The sequence below is a fragment of the Nocardioides yefusunii genome, assembly GCF_004014875.1.
Lineage (GTDB): Bacteria > Actinomycetota > Actinomycetes > Propionibacteriales > Nocardioidaceae > Nocardioides > Nocardioides yefusunii.
Window position 1 is genome coordinate 1,770,916 of the sequence record NZ_CP034929.1, and the last position, 15,526, is coordinate 1,786,441.

Annotated in this window: 17 protein-coding genes; 4 read left to right on the forward strand and 13 right to left on the reverse strand. The window is 68.2% G+C overall.

The features are described 5' to 3' along the window. Window positions 1-9: 9 nt before the first annotated feature. Window positions 10-846, reverse strand: a complete 837-nt coding sequence (locus EOV43_RS08065; protein ID WP_128220834.1) for an enoyl-CoA hydratase/isomerase family protein — start codon at window positions 844-846, stop codon at window positions 10-12. 125 nt (window positions 847-971) lie between these two features. Further along, window positions 972-2,570 (reverse strand): ABC-F family ATP-binding cassette domain-containing protein, encoded by a 1,599-nt coding sequence (locus EOV43_RS08070; protein WP_128220835.1) that lies wholly within the window; start codon window positions 2,568-2,570, stop codon window positions 972-974. Between the two features lie 229 nt (window positions 2,571-2,799). Here EOV43_RS08070 and ypfJ point away from each other — a divergent pair, with 229 nt between their 5' ends. Beyond that, window positions 2,800-3,777 carry a KPN_02809 family neutral zinc metallopeptidase gene (ypfJ, locus tag EOV43_RS08075; RefSeq protein WP_128220836.1) on the forward strand — a complete coding sequence of 326 codons (978 nt, stop codon included), beginning with the start codon at window positions 2,800-2,802 and terminating at the stop codon, window positions 3,775-3,777. Window positions 3,778-3,805: 28 nt separating this feature from the next. Here ypfJ and EOV43_RS08080 read toward each other — a convergent pair whose 3' ends face one another. From EOV43_RS08080 to EOV43_RS08130, 11 genes are all read right to left on the reverse strand, one after another. After that, window positions 3,806-4,726 carry a phosphotransferase gene (locus tag EOV43_RS08080; RefSeq protein WP_128220837.1) on the reverse strand — a complete coding sequence of 307 codons (921 nt, stop codon included), beginning with the start codon at window positions 4,724-4,726 and terminating at the stop codon, window positions 3,806-3,808. 22 nt (window positions 4,727-4,748) lie between these two features. After that, window positions 4,749-5,348 (reverse strand): acVLRF1 family peptidyl-tRNA hydrolase, encoded by a 600-nt coding sequence (locus tag EOV43_RS08085; RefSeq protein ID WP_128220838.1) that lies wholly within the window; start codon window positions 5,346-5,348, stop codon window positions 4,749-4,751. Beyond that, window positions 5,345-5,731, reverse strand: coding sequence for a hypothetical protein (locus tag EOV43_RS08090; protein WP_128220839.1), 387 nt, complete (start codon window positions 5,729-5,731; stop codon window positions 5,345-5,347). The genes EOV43_RS08085 and EOV43_RS08090 overlap by 4 nt, the downstream gene beginning before the upstream one ends. A gap of 73 nt (window positions 5,732-5,804) precedes the next feature. Further along, complete coding sequence (locus EOV43_RS08095; protein ID WP_128222210.1) at window positions 5,805-6,119, reverse strand: metal-sulfur cluster assembly factor; 315 nt, start codon at window positions 6,117-6,119, stop codon at window positions 5,805-5,807. A gap of 215 nt (window positions 6,120-6,334) precedes the next feature. Then, a complete protein-coding gene (gene sufU, locus EOV43_RS08100; RefSeq protein WP_277745804.1) occupies window positions 6,335-6,802 on the reverse strand; it encodes a Fe-S cluster assembly sulfur transfer protein SufU in 468 nt (155 codons plus the stop codon). A 5-nt stretch (window positions 6,803-6,807) separates the two neighbouring features. Further along, complete coding sequence (locus EOV43_RS08105) at window positions 6,808-8,067, reverse strand: cysteine desulfurase (protein ID WP_128220840.1); 1,260 nt, start codon at window positions 8,065-8,067, stop codon at window positions 6,808-6,810. A 2-nt stretch (window positions 8,068-8,069) separates the two neighbouring features. Then, on the reverse strand, window positions 8,070-8,828 hold the full coding sequence (sufC, locus tag EOV43_RS08110) for a Fe-S cluster assembly ATPase SufC (RefSeq protein ID WP_128220841.1): 759 nt from the start codon (window positions 8,826-8,828) through the stop codon (window positions 8,070-8,072). Between the two features lie 36 nt (window positions 8,829-8,864). Next, entirely contained in the window at window positions 8,865-9,197 is a 333-nt protein-coding gene (locus EOV43_RS08115) for a non-heme iron oxygenase ferredoxin subunit (RefSeq protein WP_128220842.1), read from the reverse strand. Continuing rightward, entirely contained in the window at window positions 9,197-10,390 is a 1,194-nt protein-coding gene (sufD, locus tag EOV43_RS08120) for a Fe-S cluster assembly protein SufD (protein WP_239022024.1), read from the reverse strand. The genes EOV43_RS08115 and sufD overlap by 1 nt, the downstream gene beginning before the upstream one ends. Before the next feature lie 96 nt (window positions 10,391-10,486). Continuing rightward, complete coding sequence (gene sufB / locus EOV43_RS08125) at window positions 10,487-11,905, reverse strand: Fe-S cluster assembly protein SufB (RefSeq protein ID WP_128220844.1); 1,419 nt, start codon at window positions 11,903-11,905, stop codon at window positions 10,487-10,489. Window position 11,906: 1 nt separating this feature from the next. Beyond that, complete coding sequence (locus EOV43_RS08130; RefSeq protein WP_128220845.1) at window positions 11,907-12,587, reverse strand: helix-turn-helix transcriptional regulator; 681 nt, start codon at window positions 12,585-12,587, stop codon at window positions 11,907-11,909. Between the two features lie 198 nt (window positions 12,588-12,785). Between EOV43_RS08130 and EOV43_RS08135 the strand changes: the two genes are divergently transcribed. From EOV43_RS08135 to EOV43_RS08145, 3 genes are read left to right on the forward strand one after another with little or no spacing between them, the layout of a single operon-like run. Continuing rightward, entirely contained in the window at window positions 12,786-13,736 is a 951-nt protein-coding gene (locus EOV43_RS08135) for an ABC transporter ATP-binding protein (RefSeq protein ID WP_128220846.1), read from the forward strand. After that, a complete protein-coding gene (locus EOV43_RS08140; protein WP_128220847.1) occupies window positions 13,733-14,506 on the forward strand; it encodes an ABC transporter permease in 774 nt (257 codons plus the stop codon). Before EOV43_RS08135 ends, EOV43_RS08140 begins: the two co-directional genes overlap by 4 nt. Window positions 14,507-14,514: 8 nt before the next feature. Beyond that, window positions 14,515-15,474 carry a COX15/CtaA family protein gene (locus EOV43_RS08145; protein WP_239022025.1) on the forward strand — a complete coding sequence of 320 codons (960 nt, stop codon included), beginning with the start codon at window positions 14,515-14,517 and terminating at the stop codon, window positions 15,472-15,474. The last annotated feature ends 52 nt before the right edge of the window (window positions 15,475-15,526 follow it).

Here is a 15,526-nt window from a genome sequence, read left to right on the forward strand (position 1 = left end):
TTCGAGGGGTCAGCGCCCCTGTCCCAGGGCCGCTGCGACGGCACGGAAGCGCTGGACCTGCTCGGTGCGCTCGATGCGTCGCTGGGTGTCGAGGTCGCGCTGCTGCGCGCCCTGGAGAATTGTCTTGGTCGCGGAGGCCACGCCGGGCATCGGGGTGCAGATCGCGGCCGCGAACGTGGCGACCGCCTCGTCGAGCTCGGCCACGGGGTGCGCCTGCAACGCCAGCCCGAGGCGGACCGACTCCTCGGCCCCGACCGTCCGGGCGGTCAGGCAGATCTCCAGCGCCCGGCTGTAGCCGACCGCCTCGACCAACGGCTGGGTGCCGGTGAGGTCGGGGACGAGGCCGAGCGCGGACTCCTTCATCGCGAACGCGACGTCGTCGGCCACGATCCGGAAGTCGCACGAGAGCGCGAGCTGGAAGCCGGCGCCCACGGCGTGGCCGGAGACCTTGGCGATCGAGACGAAGCGCGGGTCTCGCAGGAAGGTGAAGCCCTCCTGGTACTCCCCGATCGTGTCGGCCATCGCCTCGTCGGTGCCGGCCAACAGCGCCACGACGCTCTCCTGACCGTCCCCGGGGCCGCGGGGGTCGAGCATCCGACGGTCGAGCCCGGAGGAGAACGTGCCCCCGGCCCCGGTGACCACGACCACCCGCACGTCGTCGCCGATCGCTCGTCCCAGCGCACCGAGTGCCCGCCACATGGCCGGCGTCTGGGCGTTGCGGACCTCGGGGCGGTCGAGGGTGATGGTCGCCACCGGACCCTCGACCTCGTAACGCAGGCCGACGGCCGCGAGCTCCTCGGCGGAAGGTGCGGCAGGTCGGGTGGTGGGCTCGGTCGCAGCAGTCATGGCGCGATCCTAGGGCCGCTTGCTACTCACCGGTAGCCCTTCTGGCGCAGTGAACCCCACCGGTGTGAGTCGCGAAACGGGTCATTTCACGACTCACACCGGTGGGGTCTGCGAGCAGCGAGGGCTCAGGCCAGGGAGACGAGGTCCAGGTAGGTGTCGTTCCAGATGTCCTCGTCGCCGTCGGGCAGGAGCAGCACGCGGTCGGGGTCGAGTGCGCGGACGGCGCCCTCGTCGTGGGTGACCAGGACGATCGCGCCCTCGTAGGAGCGGATGGCGTTCAGGACCTCTTCGCGCGAGGCGGGGTCGAGGTTGTTCGTGGGCTCGTCGAGGAGCAGCACGTTGGCGCTGGAGACGACCAGCGCGGCCAGAGCCAGTCGGGTCTTCTCGCCACCCGAGAGCACCGCGGCGGGCTTGTGGGCGTCGTCACCGGAGAAGAGGAACGATCCCAGGACCGAGCGGGCCTCGGTGTCGGTGAGCTGCGGCGCCGAACGCTGCATGTTCTCCAGGACGGTGCGCGAGGTGTCGAGGGTCTCGTGCTCCTGGGCGTAGTAGCCGACCTTGAGTCCGTGTCCGGCAATGATCTCGCCGCTGTTGGGCTCGTCGACGCCGGCGAGGATGCGCAGCATCGTGGTCTTGCCGGCACCGTTGAAGCCCAGGATGACGACGCGCGAACCCTTGTCGATCGCGAGGTCGACGCCGGTGAAGATCTCCAGTGCGCCGTAGGAGCGCGAGAGGCCCTCGCCCATGAGCGGGGTCTTGCCGCAGGGGGCGGGAGCGGGGAACTTGATCGCGGCGACCTTGTCCTGGGCACGCTCGGCGTCGAGACCGGAGATCATCTTCTCAGCGCGCTTGAGCATCGACTGGGCAGCTGTGGCCTTGGACGCCTTGGCGCGCATCTTGTTGGCCTGGTCGGTGAGGACCTTGGCCTTGGACTCGGCGTTCTGACGCTCGCGACGACGACGACGCTCGTCGGTCTCGCGCTGCGTCATGTACTGCTTCCAGCCCATGTTGTAGACGTCGATCGTGGCGCGGTTGGCGTCCAGGTACAGGACCTTGTTGACCACCGACTCCATGAGCTCGTTGTCGTGGGAGATCACGATGAATCCGCCCTTGTGGTTCTTGAGGAACTCACGCAGCCAGACGATCGAGTCGTGGTCGAGGTGGTTGGTCGGCTCGTCGAGGATCAGGGTCTCGGCGCCGGAGAACAGGATGCGGGCAAGCTCCACACGACGACGCTGACCACCCGAGAGGGTCTTCAGGGGCTGGGCGAGGATCCGCTCCTCGATGCCCAGGCTGGCCGCGATCGTGGCGGCCTCGGACTGGGCGGCGTAGCCACCGTTGGCGTGCAGCTCGTCGTCGGCACGTGAGTACCGACGCATCGCCTTGTCACGCAGCTTCTCGTCGTCGCTGGTCATGTCGATCTCGGCCTGACGCATGCGGCGCACCACGTCGTCGAGCCCACGGGCCGAGAGGATCCGGTCCTGGGCGATGACCTCCGGGTCACCGGCGCGGGGGTCCTGCGGCAGGTAACCGACGTCGCCACTCTTGGAGACGGTGCCACCGTCCGGGGTGGTCCACCCGGCCAGGACCTTGGTCATGGTGGTCTTGCCGGCGCCGTTGCGCCCCACGAGACCCACCTTGTCGCCGGCGGCGACACGGAAGTTGACGCCCTCCATCAGGAGGCGGGCGCCCACACGGATCTCGAGGTCATGAACGGTGATCATCAGCGTCTCTCAACTTGCGGCACGGCATGGCAGCGCCGGCCCGAACGGCCCGACGTGCAACAGGGCCTGGCGGCGGTGCATGTCGCGCAGGCGGCGCGACAGCGCGATCCTACGCGCGGACCTGACCTTCCCCCGACTCGACGACGCCGCCCCTTAGGCTGTGTCACAGGGCCTGCGTGGCCTGCGGCCGCACCTCACAGCCAGCCCGTCGCATCCCCGAGGAGACCCCATGCGTTTCAACCCCAAGGCGAATCTGGACACCAGCCGTACCAGCGACCGGGGGCGTTCCGGGGGCGGAGGGCTCGGAGGCGGTCTCGGCGGCGGCTCCGTTCCCCTGCCCGGCAGCCTCAAGGCCGGCGGTGGCGCTGGCGTCGTGATCGTGCTCCTCGTCGTGCTCGCGACGTCGTGCCTCGGCGGGGGTGGCGGCACCGGTGGTGTCGGCGGCGCGGGGCTGGACCAGATCTTCGGCCAGAGCGCAGGGACCGACGTGTCGCGGATGGCCGGTGAAGACTCCGCCCGCTACGCCTCCTGCAAGACCGGCGAGGACGCGAACTCGTCGGTCGACTGCGCCCGCGTCGCGGTCGAGAACTCCCTCTACGCCTTCTGGGACGACGAGTTCACCGCCCAGGGCAAGAAGTTCCGTCCCGCGGTGGTCAACACCTTCTCCGGCAACGTCTCCACCGCCTGTGGCGCCGCGAGCAGCTCGATGGGTCCGTTCTACTGCCCGGCCGACCAGCAGATCTTCCTCGACACCACCTTCTTCTCCGACGTCCTGGAGGGCCAGTTGGGTGGCCAGGGGGGCGACTTCGTCGAGCCTTACGTCCTGGGCCACGAGTACGGCCACCACATCCAGAACCTGCTGGGCACCATGAACAAGGTCCGCACCCAGCAAGGTGCCGACTCCGACGCCGTGCGCCTCGAGCTGCAGGCCGACTGCTACGCCGGCATGTGGGCCCGATCGGCCGCCGGTCTGGCCGGCGACGACGGGGTCGCGATCATCGAGGAACTGGACCGCAGCGACATCTCCGAAGCACTTGATTCGGCCAAGGCGGTCGGCGACGACCGGATCCAGCAGCGTTCGGGCGGCAAGGTCAACTCCGACGGCTGGACCCACGGCTCGTCGCAGCAGCGGATGAACTGGTTCATGACCGGCTACGAGACCGGTTCGCTGAAGTCCTGTGACACCTTCGCGGCCCGCACCCTCTGACCTCACCCCGGTCCAGATCCGCCGCGGATCAGAAGCGCCGCAACAACCACGACACCTCGTCGGCCCTGCCCGCCAGGGCCGCGAGGTGTCGTCGTTCCAGCTCAGGTGCACACCCCGCAGCCAGAACGCGGTCGGTTCGGGTGGCGACCGTGAAGACGGCCACCGCGCAGGCCACGTCCTTCACCTGTGCAATCTCGCACGTGACGCCGCCGAACTCCGCGCCGTGGACGTAGGCCGGAAGCAGGGCGTCGACGGCCACTCCCGCGGCGGCGGCGTGATAGCCCAGATCGGTGCCACGAGCCGCGACCCCGCTCTGAGCCCAGTCCACGGCGAGCACGTGCCCGTGCGAGATCCCGACGACGTTGTCCGGAGTCAGGTCTCCGTGGCACAGCGAGCGCGGTGCCGCCGCCACCGCAGCCCGGATCGTCTCCCGGCGTGCCCAGACCCGGATGACGTCGGCGAACCCGCCGTGAGCCAGGAGCGCCGTCCACCCTCCTCCCCGTGCAACCATCCGCAGACGTTCATCGAACTGGTTCCTCGCCGCCGCACCTGCGGCCTGCGCATCGCTGCTCGCCAAGGCCTCGCTCCCCCAGGGCCCCAGCCCTGCGGTGGCGAAACGACCCGCAGCAGTCGCGACCTCGACCGGTGCGACGTCGTGACGGAGCACCCGGGCGTGGACCAGAGTGATCCCCTCGTCGTCCTCACGGATCTCCAGGCAGGGCGGCGAACGCAGACCAACCGTGGAAGCGAACACCTGCTGGGCGGCCATCTCTGCCTCGCGCCGCCACCAGGCACCATGGGTGGGGTCGGAACGTTCGTCGGGATCCTCGGGGCCGGGACGCACCAGACGTTTCAGCACCCGTGGCGACAGACCGGGGACCTCCCAGACGCCACGCGACCCCGGCCCTGCTCCCCCGAGGCGTCTCCAGCCCGGATCCGGCTGCCACATGCGGCCATCGTGGCAGAACGACTCAGGTACCGGGGGCGTTCTCGACCTCGACCTGCCAGGACGTGGTTCGCTTGACGAACTCCTCGAGGGTGGCGCGGCGGGGTTCGTCGACGTCGCGGGGACCGTCGATCGTGGTGAACTTCTTCAAAGGAGCAGCGGTGAGGACCTCACGGATCGCATCCGCGTCCCCACCCACCACCACCGGACCCTGCAACCCGGCGAAGTGTTCAACGGCGTACTCCGCTGCTGCTTCGTAGGCCGCGCGGGCCTGGTTGTCGCGGCGCCGGGCGAAGCGCTGCTGGGACTGGCCGCCGGCCTTCGATCGGCCCTGGACGTGACGACGTCCCACCTTGCTCGTCACGATCTGGTCCTTCGCCATCCGCGCGACCGCGAAACCGCCTTTGCGCACCACGAGCACACCCCAGTCCTGGGGCACGTCGTCGGGCAGCCTCGTCGCGGCACCGAAGTACGAGCCGATGCGGAACCACGAACCGTCCGCGGCGGTGTGCACGGTTCCCGGTCGTCTGTCGCCGGAGCCGGAGTCGACGACCTCGCCGTGGCGCGCGACGAAATTCTCCACCCACCGCGGAAGACGTGCGTCGGGCACCTCAAGGGTCGTCACCGCAGTTCGTTCCCCACCACGGCACGCAACGTCTCCGCCACGGCCTGCGCCGAGACGTCCACGGCGTCGACCACCAGGATCACCGCCGGTCGTCCCTCGCCGTCGCAGAGGATCGACAGGGTGCCGGCCACGGGCAGATCCTCGTCACCGTACGCATCCAGGGGCGTGACCAGCGTGACACTCCCCTGGGTGAGGAGTTCGGTGACGAAGTCGTCGGCCTCGGCGCGGGTGGCGCCGTAGCTCCAGGCACCCGGCGTGAGCGCCTGGAGCCCCGAGACACCTTGGTAGGCCTCCAGGTCGTTGAGGTGGAGCTTGGCACGGTGGGTCTCCCAGAAACGCCTGAGGACCACCGGGTCGGGGTGCAGCACCGCTTCGCTCTCCATGAGAACGAGGCTAGCGCCACACACCACCGGAGGTCCTCAGGTGAGTGGTCGAACGACCCTACGAAGGTCAGGCTCAGACGTTGAAGCCGAGCGCGCGCAGCTGCTCGCGACCGTCGTCGGTGATCTTGTCCGGGCCCCACGGCGGCATCCAGACCCAGTTGACCGCGACGTCGGCGACGAGGCCCTCGAGCGCCATCTCGGTCTGGTCCTGGATGACGTCGGTCAGCGGGCAGGCCGCCGAGGTGAGCGTCATGTTGATGACCGCGTTGGAGTTCTCGTCGACGTGGATGCCGTAGACGAGACCCAGGTCGACGACGTTGATGCCGAGCTCGGGGTCGACGACGTCACGCATGGCCTCGACGACGTCGTCGATGTCGACGGTGGACAGGCTGGTGAAGGCCTCACCCTCCGAGGAATGGCCCTGGTGGCCGAGACCCGGCTGGGGCTCGGCGTGGGCGTGACCATGACCGGCGTGGGAGTGACCCGCGTCGGAGTGGTCGTGGCCGCACTCGGAACCGTCGGCGTGGGTGTGGGTGCCCGCAGCGGCCTCGGCAGGCTCGGTGGCCTCCGGCGCGTTCTCCGGGTTGAGCGAGTTGGGGTGCATCACGCTTCCTGGGTGGTGTCGGTGGAGCCGGTCAGCGACTGGGCGGTCGCGTCCTTGAAGGCCATCCACGAGAGCAGGGCGCACTTGACGCGCGCCGGGAACTTGGCGACGCCTGCGAAGGCGATGCCGTCTCCCAGAACGTCCTCGTCCGGCTCGATCTTCCCCTTGCCCTGCATGAGGGTGAGGAAGTTCTCGTGGATCGCCAGCGCGGCGTCCTTGTCGAGTCCGATGAGCAGGTCGGTCATGACCGACGTCGACGCCTGGGAGATCGAGCACCCTTCGGCGTGGTACGAGATGTCGGCGACCTTGTCACCGTCGAGCTGCACACGCAGCGTGATCTCGTCACCACACGTGGGGTTCACGTGGTGCACCTCGGCGCCGAACGGGTCACGCAGACCTGCGTTCAACGGGTTCTTGTAGTGGTCCAGGATGATTTCCTGGTAGAGCGCGTCGAGCTCAGCAGACACTGCTATCAGTCCACCTTGAAGTACGAGCGGGTGTAGTTGAGGCCCTCGATGAGCGCGTCGATCTCCTGCGGAGTCGTGTACAGGTACGACGACATGCGGGTGGAGGCCTGGACGCCGAAGCGGGCGTGGGCCGGCTTCGCACAGTGGTGTCCGGCACGCACGGCAATGCCACGGGTGTCGAGCACCTGAGCGATGTCGTGCGGGTGGACGCCTGCCATTTCGAACGAGATCGCACCGCCACGCAGGGCAGCGTCCAGCGGACCCAGGACCTTGAGGCCCGGAATGCTGGACAAACCCTCGAGCGCGTAGGCGGTGATGGCCTGCTCGTGGGCGTGGATCGCGTCCAGCCCGACGGCCCTGAGGTAGTCCACCGCGGCACCGAGACCGACGGCCTCGACGATCGGCGGAGTACCGGCCTCGAACTTGTGCGGGATCGGGGCGTAGGTCGACTTCGCCATCGTGACCGTGGCGATCATCTCGCCACCACCGAGGAACGGCGGCAGCGCGTCGAGCACCTCGGTACGGCCCCAGAGGACGCCGATGCCGGTCGGGCCGACGACCTTGTGGCCGGTGAAGACCACGATGTCGGCGCCGACGGCCTGGACGTCCACCGTGAGCTGCGGGGCAGCCTGGGAGGCGTCGACGACGGAGACGGCTCCGACCGCGCGGGCCTTGGCCGCCAGCTGCGCCACCGGGTTGACGGTGCCGAGCATGTTGGAGACCCACGTGAACGCGAACACCTTGGTGCGCTCGTTCAGGATCTCGTCGATGTTCGACAGGTCGAGCTGGCCGTCATCGGTCAGTCCGACCCAGCGCAGGGTCGCTCCGGTCCGCTCCGCGAGCATCTGCCACGGGACGATGTTGGAGTGGTGCTCCATCTCGGTGACGAGGATCTCGTCACCCTCCTTCACCTGGAGCGGGCCGCGCCACGCGAGCGTGTTCGCGACCAGGTTGAGCGCCTCGGAGGCGTTCTTGGTGAAGATGACCTCGTCCCGCGACGGGGCGTTCAGGAAGGCAGCGACCTTGTCGCGGCCTCCCTCGAACGCCTCCGTCGACTCGGCCCCCAGCGCGTGCATCGCTCGCGCGATGTTGGCGTTGTGGTGCTCGAGGTGGTCGACCATCGTGTCGATGACGACCTGCGGCTTCTGCGACGTGTTCGCGCTGTCGAGGTAGACGAGACGCTTGCCGCCCGAAACCGTGCGCTCGAGGATCGGGAAGTCGTTCCTGATGACCTCGAGCTCGGGGAGCAGACCGGGGAGCGACATGGTCAGTTCGCAGCCTTGACGTACTCGTCGTAACCGGTGGTCTCGAGCTGGTCGGCCAGCTCGGGGCCGCCCTGAGCAGCGATGCGGCCGGCGACGAAGACGTGCACGAAGTCGGGCTTGATGTAGCGCAGGATGCGGGTGTAGTGGGTGATGAGGAGAACACCCTTGTCGCCGTTGGCCGAGAAGCGGTTGACGCCCTCGGAGACGACCTTGAGGGCGTCGATGTCGAGGCCGGAGTCGGTCTCGTCGAGGACGGCGACCTTCGGGTTCAGCAGCTCGAGCTGAGCGATCTCGTGACGCTTCTTCTCACCACCGGAGAAGCCCTCGTTGACCGAGCGCTGCGCGAAGGTGGCGTCGAGACCGTTGGCGGCCAGGGCGGCGTTGACGTCCTTGACCCAGGTGCGGAGCTTGGGAGCCTCGCCGTCGATCGCGGTCTTGGCGGTGCGCAGGAAGTTGGTCACCGACACGCCGGGGATCTCGACCGGGTACTGCATGGCCAGGAACAGGCCGGCGCGGGCGCGCTCGTCGACGGACATCTCGAGGACGTTCTCACCGTCGAGCAGGATCTCGCCGCCGGTGACGGTGTACTTCGGGTGACCGGCGATGGTGTACGCCAGGGTCGACTTGCCCGAACCGTTGGGACCCATGATCGCGTGGGTCTCGCCGTCCTTGATGGTGAGCGTGACGCCCTTCAGGATCTCCTTGGCGCCTTCGTCGGTCTCGACGGTGACGTGGAGGTCCTTGATCTCAAGAGTGCTCATGAGTTGTTTCTCTTCTCTGTCTCGAAAGTCTGTGTCTTACGGCGTGACGCCGTTGAGGGTCCGGGTGACGTCGACGAGCACGTCGTCGCCGTCCACCTGGACCGGGAAGGTGGCCACCGGCTCGGTCGCGGGCGGGCAGTTCGGCTCGCCCGTGCGCAGGTCGAAGGTGGCTCCGTGGGCCCAGCACTCGATCGCGCAGTTCTCCACGTCGCCCTCGGAGAGGGCCACCATCGCGTGCGAGCACTCGTCCTTGATCGCGTAGTACTCGCCGGCCTCGCGGGCCAGGGCCACGTCGACTCCGTCGAGGGTGACGCTCAGGGCGGCGCCGTCACGGAAGTCCGCGACGGCAGCTGCACGCTGGAAGGCCATCAGATGGACTTCCCGATGACGTTCTTGGAAAGCTCGGCCTCGACGGTCTTGACGAGCTGCTCCTCGATCGCGGGGACGTCGATCTTGCGGATCAGGTCGTTGAAGAAGCCGTGCACGACCAGGCGCTGGGCCTCCTTCTCGCTGATGCCGCGCGAGCGGAGGTAGAAGAGCTGCTCGTCGTCGAAGCGGGCGGTGGCGGAGGCGTGGCCGGCACCGGCGATCTCACCGGTCTCGATCTCGAGGTTCGGCACGGAGTCGCACAGGGTGCCGTCGGTGAGGATGAGGTTGCGGTTCTCCTCGTAGGTCTCGATGCCCTCGGCAGCCTTGCGGATCAGGACGTTGCCGATCCAGACCGCGTGCGCGCCCTCGCCCTGCAGCGCGCCCTTGTAGGCGACGTTGGAGGAGGTCTTCGGCTGGTTGTGATCAGCGAAGAGACGGTGCTCGATGTGCTGGCCGGCGTCGGCGAAGTACAGACCGAGCATCTCGGCGGAGCCACCGGGACCGGAGTAGCGCACGTTGGCGTCCATGCGGACCAGGTCGCCACCGAAGGTGACGGCCGTGTGCTTGTACGCGGCATCGCGGCCCACGAGGGCCTCGGTGTGGGTCAGGTGGGTGGCGTCGTCGGCCCAGTCCTGCAGGGAGACGACGGAGACCTGGGCGGAGTCACCCACGCGGATCTCGACCACCTGGGCCAGCGCGGCGGAGCCGGTGTGGCGCAGCACGACGACGGCCTTGGAGAAGTTGCCGAAGCGGAGGACGACGTGGCCGGCCTCGGTGTTGTCGGCGTTCTCGCCCACGAGGTTGATGACGATCGGCTCGGCGATCTCGGCCTCGGCCGGGACGTCGACGAGCAGCGTGTCGGTGACCTCGTCGAGAATGCGGGCGCCGAAGAGGGTGGCGGGCTTGAAGCCCGAGATGCCGCGCAGGGCGGCGGCCTCGTCACCGGTGACGTTCTCGACCCGGACACCCTCGGGGGTGTTGAAGGAGACGTCGGTGGTGGAGGCGTTGAAGACGGCGTCGGAAGCCAGACCCTTGAGTCGCTTCAGGGGGGTGAAGCGCCAGGTCTCCTCACGGCCCGTGGGAGCAGCGTGGTCGGCGACGTCGTACGAGCCGGTCGGGTGGAGGTGGGACTCCACCTTGCCCTGCTCGAGAGCCGCGGCGACCGTGTCGCGGGCGGTGTCAGTAACAGTCACGAGAGTTCTTTCCATTTCGATGTGGTGCGGGGACACCGACCCGGACGGGCCGGGCCGGTGCACCCCGTAAGCCTGCGAGGGAGAAGGGGGCCGGCGTCAGCCGACCGCGCCCTCCATCTGCAGCTCGATCAGGCGGTTGAGCTCCAGGGCGTACTCCATCGGGAGCTCCTTGGCGATCGGCTCGACGAAACCACGCACGATGGTGGCCATCGCCTCGTCCTGCTCCATGCCTCGCGACATGAGGTAGAAGAGCTGGTCGTCGGAGACCTTCGAGACGCTGGCCTCGTGCCCCATCTGCACGTCGTCCTCGCGGATGTCGACGTAGGGGTACGTGTCCGAACGAGAGATCTGGTCGACGAGCAGAGCGTCGCAGAGGACGTTGGACTTGGAGCCGTGGGCACCCTCGTTGACCTGGATCAGGCCACGGTAGGAGGTGCGGCCACCGCCACGGGCCACCGACTTCGACAGGATCGACGACGAGGTGTTGGGGGCGGCGTGGACCATCTTGGCGCCGGCGTCCTGGTGCTGTCCCTCGCCCGCGAACGCGATGGAGAGCGTCTCGCCCTTGGCGTGCTCACCCATCAGGTACACGGCCGGGTACTTCATGGTGACCTTGGAACCGATGTTGCCGTCGACCCACTCCATGGTCGCGCCGGCTTCGCAGACAGCGCGCTTGGTGACGAGGTTGTAGACGTTGTTCGACCAGTTCTGGATGGTCGTGTAACGGCAGCGGCCACCCTTCTTGACGATGATCTCGACGACCGCGGAGTGCAGCGAGTCCGAGGAGTAGATCGGGGCGGTGCAACCCTCGACGTAGTGGACGTAGGCGTCCTCGTCGACGATGATCAGCGTCCGCTCGAACTGACCCATGTTCTCGGTGTTGATGCGGAAGTACGCCTGCAACGGGATGTCCACGTGGACGCCCTTGGGCACGTAGATGAACGAGCCACCCGACCAGACGGCGGTGTTCAGTGCGGAGAACTTGTTGTCGCCGGTGGGAATGATCGTGCCGAAGTACTCCCGGAAGAGCTCCTCGTGCTCACGCAGCGCCGTGTCGGTGTCGACGAAGATGACGCCCTGCTCCTCGAGGTCCTCACGGATCGAGTGGTAGACGACCTCGGACTCGTACTGGGCCGCGACACCGGAGACCAGGCGCTGCTTCTCGGCCTCGGGGATGCCGAGCTTGTCGTAGGTGTTCTTGATGTCCTCGGGCAGCTCGTCCCACGAAGCAGCCTGCTTCTCGGACGAACGCACGAAGTACTTGATGTTGTCGAAGTCGATGCCGCCAAGCTCGGAGCCCCAGGTCGGCATGGGCTTGCGCTCGAAGAGCTTGAGGCCCTTCATGCGCATGTCGAGCATCCACTGGGGCTCGGACTTCTTGTTCGAGATGTCGGCGACGACGTCCTCGTTGAGACCGCGCTTGGCCTTCTGTCCGGCCTCGTCGGAGTCGGACCAACCGAAGTCGTACCGACCGATGTCCTTCAACCCGGGGTTGAGTTCTTCGATGGACGTCATTTCAGCCTTCTTCCTTGCTCTTCGGGATGCAGGTCGTGCACACGCCGTCACCGTGGGCGATCGTGGCCAGACGCTGCACATGGGTGCCGAGGACCTTGCCGATGGCTTCGGTCTCGGCCTCGCACAACTGGGGAAACTCGTGGGCGACCTGGGAGACCGGGCAGTGCTGCTGGCACAGCTGGTCACCCACGCCGACGACGGGGAGCTGGCGGACACTGGCCGCGTAGCCCTCGTCGGTGAAGACCTTCGCCAGCGCCTCGGCGGGGCTCAGGTCGGGGTGGGAACGGGTCACGACGGCGTAGTCACGTTCGATGAACGCCACGCGACGTCGTGCGAATTCCACGACCGCCTCCTCGCCGGAGGTCTCGCGCAGGAAACGCAGAGCCTGGGCGGCGAGGTCGTCGTAGCGCTGCTCGAACTGCTCGCGCCCCTCGGCGGTGATCACGAAGACCTTCGCCGGGCGTCCGCGTCCGCGTGATCCGTAGACCTTCTGCTCGCGACCCTCGAGGATCCCGTCGGTGACGAGATGGTCGAGGTGGCGTCGCACAGCAGCTGCGGTCAGGCGGAGCCGGGCAGCAAGTTCGGCCGTCGTGGACGGTCCGTTCTCCAGGATCGACCGCACCACCCGGTCACGGGTGGAGGCGTCGCCGACGGCGACTGCAGGGCTACGGACGAATTCCACAACACAATTGTCACTTTAATGGAGGACACGTTTCAAGTAAGGCCCTCCTAAGTGCGGACGGCACCCCCGCATGAGGGGTGCCCACGACGTGGCGTGACTCACACTCGCGTCTCGTCATGCGGTGGGATGCGGGCGCCTCGCGATGGAGTCACGCCTCCCGAGGACCGGCCTCATGGGGTTGCTCCCTAGAATGACGAGGTGCCAACAGCCGACGCCGCAGTGCTCGTCGAATCGCTCGTGATGAAGTACGGCGACAAGACGGCAGTCGACAACCTCTCGCTCACCGTCCAGCGCGGGACCATCACCTCGGTGTTGGGTCCCAACGGCGCCGGGAAGACGACCACCCTCGAGACCTGCGAGGGGTACCGACGTCCCCACGCCGGCCGCGTCCGGGTGCTGGGGCTCGACCCCGTCGCCGACCGCCGCGCCCTGCTGCCCCGGATCGGGGTGATGCTGCAGGGCGGCGGCGCCTGGTCCGGTGTCCGCGCCGACGAGATGCTGCGCCACGTCGCCTCGCTGCACGCGAACCCCCTCGACATCGGTGCTCTCTCCGAGCGTCTCGGACTGGAGGAGTGCGGTCGGACGCCGTTCCGGCGCCTGTCCGGAGGACAGCAGCAGCGCCTCGGCCTCGCGATGGCCGTCGTGGGTCGCCCCGAGGTGGTCTTCGTCGACGAACCCACCGCGGGCATGGACCCTGCCATCCGACGCCAGACCTGGGCGCTCCTGGAAGAACTGCGTGACAGCGGCGTCACCGTCGTCCTGACCACGCACTACCTCGAAGAGGCAGAACGCCTCAGCGACGTGGTGCACATCGTCGACCACGGCCGCGTGGTCCGCTCGGGCACTCCGGCCGAGATCACCGGACAGGGCAGCGCCGAGTTGCGACTCACGAGCGTCGCTCCCCTTCACGACGACGCGGTGAGCGACCTCGGCCGCCTCCTCGCCCACGACGGCGGACAGGTACGACGCGTGGACGCGCACAGCCTCACCGGACGGGTCGCACCGGGCACCGGCACCCTCTCGGTGCTGTTGTCCTGGGCCGCGACCCACGAGGTACAGACCCAGCGCCTCAGCCTGGGACAGCGCACCCTCGAGGACGTCTACCTCGAGCTCACCTCCCGCTCCGCCCTCCAGGAGGCCCCTGCATGAGCGCCCTCGACCTGAGCCCGGCCCCCGGCAGCGCGCCGCTGTGGCGCCAGGTCCGCACGCAAGCGGTCATGGAGGCCAAGCTCATGATGCGCAACGGCGAGCAGGTGGGCGTGGCGATCTTCGTGCCGCTGCTGGCCCTCGTCGTCGGCGTCGCCGGTGCCGACAAGGCCGGTCTCGACTTCGACCACACCACGATCGACGTGCTCACCCCCGGCGTCCTGGCCCTCGGCCTGATGTCCACCGCCTTCACCGCACTGGCGATCGCCACCGGCTTCGAACGACGCTACGGCCTGATCAAGCGCCTGGGCGCCTCTCCGCTGCCGCGCCACGGACTGCTGATGGGCAAGATGCTCGCGCTCGTCAGCGTCCAGGTGCTGCAGGTCGTCGTGATCTGCTCCGTCGCGCTCGCCATGGGCTGGAACCCTCCCTCGGCGCAGGGAGCCCTGTGGGGGTTGACGGTCGGGCTCCTCGGCAGCGCGGCGTTCGCGAGTTGGGCGCTGCTGCTTGCCGGCACCGTCCGTGCCGAGGCCACCCTGGCCATCTCCAACCTCGTCTACCTGCTGCTGATGGCCGGCGGCGGTGTGCTCGTCCCGGTCGCCAACTACGGGGTCGTCTCCAACTTCCTGCTGTGGTTCCCCAGCGGAGCCCTGGGCGAAGGCCTGCGCACCGCTCTGCTCGACGGCCAGCAGGCCTCCTTCTCCGTCCTCGTCCTGGCCGTCTGGGCCGTCATCGGGGCGATGCTCGCCTCGCGCTACTTCAAGTGGGAGTGACTTCTTCCGTGAACACCCGCGACAACGTCGTCGGAACCGCAACGACCGGCTTCACCGCCTCCCCGTGGGCCCTGCGCTGGCTCCGCCCCCTGGCCCTGGCCAACCTGGTCGCGAACATCCTCATCGTCGTCACCGGCGGCATCGTGCGCCTGACGGGCTCAGGACTGGGCTGTGACACCTGGCCCAAGTGCACCGAGGACCGCTACACCGCGCACGCCGAGACCGGCATCCACGGGGCGATCGAGTTCGGCAACCGCATGCTCACCTGGATCCTGGTCGCACTCGCGATCGCGTTCGTGGTGGCAGCCTTCAAGTCCAACGACCGTCGCACCCGCATCCTGTCGGTGCTCGTCGCCGTCGGGATCCCGCTGCAGGCGGTGCTGGGCGGCATCACTGTGCTCACCGACCTCAACCCGTGGGTGGTCTCGCTGCACCTCATGGCGTCGATGCTCATGATCGCCTTCTGCGTCCTCGCTCTGGACCACCTCTCCGGTTCCGCCCGGCCCGCTGCGCCCGCCCTGCTGGGACGTCTGGCCTGGGCCCTGCTGCTGCTCGGCTGGGTGATCCTCTACCTCGGCACCATCGTGACCGGCTCCGGCCCGCACGCCGGAGACGTGGACGCCAAGCGCAACGGGCTCAGCCCCGAGAACACCGCCAAGATCCATGCCTGGACGGTCTACCTCCTGTGCCTGGGCACCGTCGTCCTGCTCTGGCTGTCGCGTCGTCGTGGCCTCACCCTGGTGCTGCGCGCCGGCCTCGTCCTGCTCGGGGTCGAACTGTTCCAGGGCGTTGTCGGGTACGTGCAGTACTTCAACGGTCTGCCCGAAGTGCTCGTGATCGCGCACATGCTCGGCGCCGGCCTCCTCTCCGCCGCCGTCACGTGGGTGGTCCTGGCCACGCAACACTCCGACGGAGGCGTCCTCGTGGGCACCCTCACGTCCGCCGGCTCCGACGAGCCGCTCCGCTGAGCTCGCGCCACCCCTAGACTGACTGGTCGTCGGTCCCATCTCCGTCCGGGAA